This window comes from Mesorhizobium sp. M0676 (genome assembly GCF_040320535.1).
GTDB lineage: Bacteria > Pseudomonadota > Alphaproteobacteria > Rhizobiales > Rhizobiaceae > Mesorhizobium.
In genome coordinates, this window is the sequence record NZ_JAMYPU010000023.1 from 95,235 (window position 1) to 103,347 (window position 8,113).

The 8,113-nt window shown below is 59.7% G+C and carries 3 protein-coding genes, 3 pseudogenes and 1 other annotated feature; of the genes and pseudogenes, 2 read left to right on the forward strand and 4 right to left on the reverse strand.

All coding sequences use genetic code 11. From position 1 onward, the window contains the following. Positions 1 to 486 precede the first annotated feature (486 nt). From virD4 to NKI35_RS23235, 3 genes and pseudogenes are all read right to left on the reverse strand, one after another. A complete protein-coding gene (gene virD4, locus NKI35_RS23225; protein ID WP_352653413.1) occupies positions 487 to 2,232 on the reverse strand; it encodes a type IV secretion system ATPase VirD4 in 1,746 nt (581 codons plus the stop codon). Positions 2,233 to 2,478: 246 nt separating this feature from the next. Continuing rightward, on the reverse strand, positions 2,479 to 3,255 hold the full coding sequence (locus NKI35_RS23230; RefSeq protein WP_352515483.1) for a hypothetical protein: 777 nt from the start codon (positions 3,253 to 3,255) through the stop codon (positions 2,479 to 2,481). A gap of 301 nt (positions 3,256 to 3,556) precedes the next feature. Then, positions 3,557 to 3,859 (reverse strand): annotated as a pseudogene (locus tag NKI35_RS23235) (integrase core domain-containing protein); the annotation flags it as partial. 30 nt (positions 3,860 to 3,889) lie between these two features. On the opposite strand from NKI35_RS23235, the pseudogene NKI35_RS31370 reads away from it, so the two are divergent. Further along, positions 3,890 to 5,320, forward strand: a pseudogene (locus NKI35_RS31370) (IS30 family transposase). Here the strand turns inward: NKI35_RS31370 and NKI35_RS23250 are convergent. Then, positions 5,299 to 6,222, reverse strand: a pseudogene (locus tag NKI35_RS23250) (IS3 family transposase); the annotation flags it as partial. The pseudogenes NKI35_RS31370 and NKI35_RS23250 overlap by 22 nt on opposite strands. After that, positions 5,823 to 5,939: a sequence feature (AL1L pseudoknot), on the reverse strand. (Overlaps the previous pseudogene by 117 nt.) A 504-nt stretch (positions 6,223 to 6,726) precedes the next feature. On the opposite strand from NKI35_RS23250, the gene NKI35_RS23255 reads away from it, so the two are divergent. After that, a partial coding sequence (locus tag NKI35_RS23255; protein WP_352741568.1) for a KUP/HAK/KT family potassium transporter occupies positions 6,727 to 8,113 on the forward strand: 1,387 nt, incomplete at its 3' end.

Genomic DNA, 8,113 nt, shown 5'->3' on the forward strand with positions numbered 1-8,113 from the left:
CTGCGTCTCCGCTGGCCACAACAGCGCTGGTGAATGTTCATTGTTGGGACGACTCACTCGGGTGGCAGGTGGTTGCTTTGGTCAAGCTCATCCGGCGAAGGGCGGATCTGCTGTTGGCCAAGACTGGGGGCGGCGGCCCGAACTCCGGCGTCCCAGAGCTTGCGAAAGCCTCCGACACGCTTCTGTTGAGGTCATCCCGTCCATCGGGCATCCCTGGGTTGCTGAAAAAAGATGAGGCGGCTTGATGATCCTGCCCTCGCTGAAGCACCTCGCGAAACCCCTGTTCCGGTCGCAGAAGCTCCTCTGGACCGGTAGGCGGCTCGTCAGCTCGACCATCGAACAGCGGCCGGAGCGCCTCGGACACGTGCTGCTCAAAGCCCACTCGCCGGGCTTGGCCCGCTTGCCCCTCTTCCAAGCCGGCGTCCTGCACCTGCGACAAAGCTGTTACACGGGATGGATTTTTTCGCGGGGTCCACACCAGCCTCATCAAACTGTATCGGCAAAGTCCTGCGCCAATTCACACTGCGGGTCATCGAGTTGAGATTCTACGGAGAGCGCCTCCTCTGCTCCCGTCAAGGGCGCCGGCTCCGGGAGGGCGCCTGTCTGGCTTTCAAAGATGCGTTTCAGAATGCGATCCGAGAAATAACGCACCTTCCTCAATTTTAATGGTGGCAGACCTTTGATAAGAACAATCTCGTAGTCGTCATCGAGCAGCCGAACCTGTTCGGGACGCAATAGCGGTGCACCTTGATGTGAATTCTGAATGGTCCAGTCGAACGTTCGCGCCTGGCTGTGGGAAATCGATTTGGCTTCAAACGTGTATTCACCGATGGCCTTGGAAATGTAGTTCGGAGTCTCGTCATCAGCCGTGGCCATGAACACTTGCAGTCCGGTATTGCTGAGAAAATTCTGCTTGCCAGCCTCTCCATAAGCCCCCGTCAGTGCCGAAAGGCTTTGGATGATGAGCATGAAACGCCCCTTGTAGCCCGCGATAGTCGTGATTGCGGTCTCGATCGCCTCCAGCTTACCCAAGTGCTTGAACTCGTCGAGCAGGAAGAGAACCTCGTGCTTTTCATCCCGACGGGCCAGCGACCGCTGCAGAATTGAAACGATTTGCTGAAAAAACAAGCGTATCAAAGGCGCGATCACCTCAAGGTCGTTCGGACCAACGCAAAGATAGATGCACGTTCTGCGACGGCGAAGATCATAGACCGAAAAGTCCGAGCGACTTGTGGCCGCCTTTACAGCGGGATCCGCCCACAGGTTGAGCCCGCCATCGCCGAGCACGGAAGTGTAGGAGGTTAGGATTTTCGTATCGTTCCCCGCCATGTCGTCGAAGATGCGTTGTGCCTCTTTGTTCTGGGTCTCCATGGCGAGTCGCGCGAAGAGCTTAAACTTCTCCCCCGGCTGGGCGAAGAGGTCATAGACGGCGCCGATTGTTGGCGTGCCCCGCTCGATGCAGGCAAGGATTCCCGCGACAAAGATATCTCGCGCGCCGCTGATGAAACCTTCCGCGCCCTCCCCCTTGGCCGTAATCAGGTTTGCGGCCAAGCGGCGGGCTTCGGTGAATTGCTGCTGTGGAGGCAACGCTATAAGATCCAACAGCGGATTGTAGCAGTTTGTGCGCCGCTCCGAATCCAGCGGCGCGAATTTAAACACGTCGTCACCTGCGGCTTTGCGCGCCCTCGAGGTGAGCTCAAAGAGCTCCCCCTTGACGTCCAGAGCTATCACCGAGCCTTTGAATGTAAGTAGCGTTGGAATGACTATGCCGACGCCCTTGCCAGCGCGGGTCGGTGCAACGATGAGGCTGTGAGGCTGCTCGCCATTGGTCAGGTAGTAGCCAGGCCAGAAAGGGCCACTTGTCTTCCCAAACACCGGCCCTGTCACGCCACGGTATCGTCGCAGATATCCCGTGCGTCGCATTTCATCCACTCGAGCCCAACGAGCCGTCCCGTGGTGTTCGAGCTTGCGGCGCAATACGATCTGCTGAATCAGCAAGACGACCGCGGACGTCGAGAGCACGATAGCCGCGCCCCGATAGAAAACGGGGGTTGCGAAACCCAAATACAAGGGCGTCTCAAACCAAAAGGCACGGACATCAAACGCCATCAGAGCCTCGCCGCTGCCGCCGTGGCGGAAGGTTGCGTAAAGACTTGCCGCACAGAAGCCCACGGCGAGTGAGCACGCGATGCTAATGGCTATGTTGGGGGGCGTCGTTTTTGTTGAAAGCATTGTTCCATTGCCGGATTAGCCGTAGCTAATGCTGCGCGTGCTTCAGAGACCGAACCGGCGTCGCGCGATGTCGCCGCTCGACAGATCGATGCCGCAGTGGGTGGTGCGATGCTTGCAGCGCATCACCCGGCAGATTGGTTTTTGAAAGTTACGCTAAGCAGGTACGTCAACGGCCAGCGAATTGGAAACGGCAAGGCCGTAAACGGATTTCGGGAGAGAAAGCGTCACTGTACCATGGCCGAGACCTCAACGGCCGGAGCGATCTCTGCTTCTGGTGGCCTCCATTAGGTCCTCTCGGGCGTGATTGAAGGCGTGGTTTATGGACCGCCCGATTTGAGCACCCCGCTGCAGCTGTTCATAGGAGGTTTGCGGGCCTACTGTATCACGGACTGCAGCCTCAATACCTGCTATATGGCCGTCCAGATTCGCACTCCGTTCCTCTGCTGCATGCTGCGGTGGCGGCATGTGCGGCAAGATGTCTTGCATGCCGGGAAAAACTGAGTGAGCTTGGGCCTGTTGATTTGCGTCTAACTGGGGATACATGTTGAGAATAGCATTGGATGCCATGTTTCTGACATTGCCATCCGGATCAGAAGAAGCCAATCCAATGGCCTGATCAAGAATGCGAGATTTATTTTCGTCAGTAAACTTACTGAAGTGTGGCGCAACGTAATAAGCTCCGAGAGCTTGCGACGGCGGATCCATGTTGCCAATGCGATTAACAATAGCATCTTGCAGCCCTGGCGTTAGGTAATCGCCTAGATTACTGGCCGCTCCGACTTTCTGCAATGCTATGTCATCCGTGCTGTACCCCAATTCGGCTGTTAATGTCGCGGCCAGATTGATGGCTGATCGTCCAAGCCGATTGGTCCGCCTTTCAAATCTCGCGAGGTCGGTTTCTGGCCCGGGTTGAGTGCCCCGAACGGCTGTTCGCTCGTGCGTCCCGAGGCCTTTGAAGCCCCCAAGATTTCGCGCTGTATCGCGCGGGTTAGCGGTTACCAGCCGTTCTGCAACATCGCTCAATGGCCCCTCTGGAACGTCACGGAGGCTACTGCTCCCCACGCCTTGAGATGATCTTGCAGCTGCACGTGCCCGTTTGTTATCGCGATCCATTGCTCGCCTCCAAAGTAGTTATTCTACCAAATGAGGTTACCACCGAAGCTTGACCTGCTAAACCGATATGATGTTACAGTTGTAGTATGGCAAAGGGTTCCCAGCTCTGTGGGTCTGCCAAGTGCCCGTCCAAGCCGAAGAAAATACGATGAAGCTGGCATCAAATGCGATGTGAACTGCCCTGGGCATTCCGGAGGCCGTTTCGTTTGAGTCACGCGGCTATGGCTGGTTCATCCAACATGGCGTAGTAGCGTTCCTCGGCTTCGGCCGGCGGGATGTTGCCGATGGGCTCCAGCAGCCAGCGATTGTTGAAGCAGTCGACCCATTCGAGCGTGGCGAACTCGACGGCCTCGAATGAGCGCCAGGGTCCGCGTCGATGGATCACCTCGGCCTTGTAAAGACCGTTGATCGTTTCGGCGAGAGCATTATCGAAAGAGTCGCCGACACTGCCCACTGCGGGTTCGACGCCGGCCTCCGCCAAGCGCTCGGTGTATTGAATGCTGACGTGTTGGGCGGATTCAACCGGTCGTCGCAACACCAAGGGATTGGAGGTTGCAATGACGGTTCACTAACGCGCTTAGATCGGTGCACTCGAAAGAAGCTGGATTCGCCCGGGCGTCCGCCTGCCTGGCAGCGTGAGAATCGCTTCCGGTTCTGGCAAGCTATTGCCTTGGGACATTCGAGCGAGGAGGCCGCACTGGATGCCGGTACATCAACGCCTCTTGGTCCGCGCTGGTTTCGGAGTGCAGGAGGGATGCCACCAACGCATTTGGCGCCGTGGGCGAAGCCGCCTTCGGGGCGATATCTTTCTTTCGGGAGCGCGAGGATATTGCGCTTGAGCTTGCCAAGGGAATCGGCATCCGGGCCATTGCTCGTAAGCTAGGTCGGCCGCCGAGCACAATCTCGCGGGAGGTCAGGCGCAATGCCGCGACGCGCAGCGGCAATCTGGATTACCGGCCAGTGCCGCCCAATGGCACGCCGATCGTGAGTCCCGCCGGCCTCCTGGCAAGCTGGCGGTCAATCCGGCTCTGCGTGAATATGTTGAGGAGCGCTTGGCCGGCAAAGTCACCAATCCCAATGGCGCCTCATTCGAGGGCCCCAAGGTGGGTATGGAAAAAACGACAGAGCCGGAGGTGGTCGGCAGCCTGGAGCCCCGAGCAGATCGCTAAATCGGCTTCAGATCGATTACCCACAGGATCAAACCATGCGGATCAGCCAAGAGACGATCTATCAGTCCTTGTACATTCAAGGACGCGGAGCATTGCGCCGAGGACTTACCGCATGTCTGCGTTCAGGCCGAGCGTTGCGCGTACCGCGCGAACGGGCCCGAGTTCGCAACAAGTCCTTCGTTGGAGACGCCCTTATAATAAGCGACCGTCCGGCCGAAATTGCCGATCGGGCTGTCCCCGGACATTGGGAAGGCGACCTCATCCTTGGCCTCGGAAGCTAGGCGATCGGTACGCTCGTGGAACGAAGTTCACGCTTCACAATGCGTGCTTCACCTGCCGCGCATGCATGGCTATCAGCAGAGCATGCGCATCAAGAACGGTCCACCACTTGCCGGCCACGGCGCTGAAGCAGTCCGCAGAGCCATAGCCCGATCCATGGGCAAACTTCCCGAGCAACTGCGTCAGTCGCTGACTTGGGACCATGGAGCGGAAATGGCGCAGCAGCCGACCTGCGCATCGACACCGGGCTCGAGATTTTCTTCTGCGATCCCCAAGCCCGTGGCAGCGAGACTCCAACGAAAACACCAAACGGCTTGCTGAGACAGTACTTTCCAAAGGGCACGGATCTCAGTCGGCACACAGCCCGGGAACTGGACGCAGTCGCCCATGCTATCAACACAAGACCGCGCAAAACGCTCGGCTGGAAAACACCTGCCGAACTCCTCGACCAACTCCTTGGGGGACAGTATGATGCCGGTGTTGCGACGATCCGGTTGAATCCGCCTTGGCTGCCTCTATCGCTGTGATGGATGAGCCCGCCTCCCTGCACGGGCCGCCGATCATGGAGAGCCTGTTCCAGGGCATCGAGAACGAAGGCTGCATGCGCCGTCCGGCTCACCCGCCAGCCGACGATCCGACGGGCATAGGTGTCGATGACAAAGGCGACATAGACGAAGCCCGTCCAGGTCGCGACGCAGGTGAAGTCGGAGACCCGCAGCATGTTCGGCGCGGAGCAGTGGAACTGGCGGTTGACGTGGTCGAGAGGGCAAGGTGCGGCCTTGTTGCTCACCGTAGTGCGGATCGGCGGACGATGCCTTCGAGGCCCATGGCCTTCATCAAGCGGGCAACCGTGCAGCGGGCGACGTCGAAGCCCTCGCGACGCAACCGCCGCCAGACCTTGCGAACGCCGTAGACGCGGAAGTTCGCCTCAAACCGTCGGACCTCATCCTTCGAGGCTGTATCCCATCTTGCCCGAGCCGACAGCCGGCAGGGGTCGACGCGCTTGGCGACATGGTCGTGGTAGGTCGACCGGGCGATCGGCAGCACCTTGCAGATCGGCTCGACCCCATGCGCCTTGCGGTGAGCGTCGATGAACGCGATCGTGGCCTGAACCGGCGGTCGAGCTTCGCCTGGGCAAAATACGCGGAAGCCTTGCGAAGGATCTCGTTGGCCTGGCGAAGCTCGCGGCTCTCGTTTCCAGAGCCTTGAGTTTCGTCGCCACATCCGTAGGCACACCGACTTGCACGCCACTGTCGCGCTCGGCCTTCTCCACCCCCTCATGCAGCGTCTGCGCCGTGCAGCCGATCTTGGCGGCGATCGATGAAACCGCCGCCCACCGCGACGTATGCTCGCGTTCGTGATCCAGAACCAGCCGCACCGCGCGGGCCCGGACCTCGGGAGAGAACTTGTTGGTCGTCTTGCTTGTCATGGTTCCACCTTCTCAGGAGTTGGAGCCTCCGATCAACCCGGCGCGGTTCACAACAAGGGTCACGGATCAATCTGGGCGGGAACCCTAGAGAATCAGCCCTCAGAGCCTTTGGTAATAGACCGACCCCTCGCACCTGTTTGGGCTGGGTGTACAAGTCAGGTTTTCATCAGGTTGGACGAGTATGTCTGGCAGCCAGAGCGCGACCACTTCCGTGCCCGCCCGCTCGTCTGGCAGACACACAAAGTAGAAAGATATGCCGTCAGCTACAAGCAGCGCCATCGTTTCCTGCCGCAGATCATCGCCCATCCGGTCTGGCCCTCCTTCAGGTCCCCTTGAGCCTGTGTCTCGTCGAGGAAATGGCCCGGGAGCGGGATCGTGGTTTCGTATGAGACAATCCGCCGGTTGCGGCAACAAATGCGGTCCGCATACGGAGCCATTACGTCGCGGCACTTGATATTGCAGTGCAGCAAAGGTAGAGGGCCGCCCCTTATCGGAGTGTCGTCCATGGCCCTTACCAATGCTGATAGCGAGGCAGAACCCGTCGAACAATCGAGCCATCCCGAAATCGAACAGCACAGCACCAAGGTGCTGATGCTAGGCGCGCTCGGCGTTGTCTATGGCGATATTGGCACCAGCCCGATCTACGCGTTCCGTGAGGCGCTGGTGGCGTCGTCGGGCGGCAATGTCGCCGAGCGCGGCGATATCCTCGGCGTGCTGTCGCTGATCATCTGGTCGCTGACTATCATCGTCACCATCAAGTACATCATGTTCGTGCTGCGCGCCGATAACGGCGGCGAGGGCGGCGTGCTGTCGCTGATGGCGCTAGCGCGCGGCAGTTTCCCCAAGCGGTCGGCGGTGATCCTGGGCATCGGCATCGTCGGCGCCTCGCTGTTTTTCGGCGACGCGGTCATCACGCCCGCGATTTCGGTGCTGTCGGCGGTCGAGGGTATGAACGTCGTTACCCCGACCTTCCAGCCCTATGTGGTGCCGCTGACACTGGTCATCCTGGCCATGGTGTTCGCGGTGCAGCGCTTTGGCACCGGCGGGGTGGGATTGGTGTTCGGCCCGGTGACCGCCGTATGGTTCCTGGCAATTGGCCTTTCCGGTCTCAACCACATCATCGCCGATCCAGAAATCCTGTGGGCGGTGAGCCCGCACTACATCGTCGCCTTCCTGATCAATTCGCCCGACATCGCTTTCGTGACCATCGGAGCCATCTTCCTCGCCGTCACCGGCGCCGAAGCACTCTATGCCGATCTCGGCCATTTCGGCCGCAAGCCGATCGTGCTGGCCTGGCTGGCGATCGTGTTTCCCTGCCTGCTGCTCAATTATGCCGGGCAAGGCGCCTTCGTGCTGGCCAAGAACGGCGTCGTCGGCCATCCATTCTTCGAGATGAACGAAGGCTGGACGCTGATCCCGATGGTGGTATTGGCAACCGCGGCGACGGTTATCGCTAGCCAGGCGGTCATCTCCGGCGCCTTCTCGCTGACCCGGCAGGCGGTGCAGCTCAATATGCTGCCGCGCCTCGAAATCCTGCACACGTCGGAACGGCAGTCGGGCCAGATCTACATGCCGCGCGTCAATCTGTTGCTGGCGTTGGCGGTGATGTTGCTGGTCGTCGGTTTCGGCGAATCGAGTAAGCTGGCCTCCGCCTATGGCATCTCGGTGACCGGCAACATGCTGGTGACGACGGTGCTGCTGTTCGTCGTCATGACGCGCATCTGGAAATGGCGCCTGTGGGTGGCGGTGGCGATGACGGCGGTGTTCGCGTTCATCGACATCGGCTTCTTTGCCTCCAACATCGTCAAGGTGTTCGAGGGCGGCTGGGCGTCGCTTGCGGTGGCCTTCACCATCGTTCTGGCGATGTGGACCTGGGTGCGCGGCAGCCGCT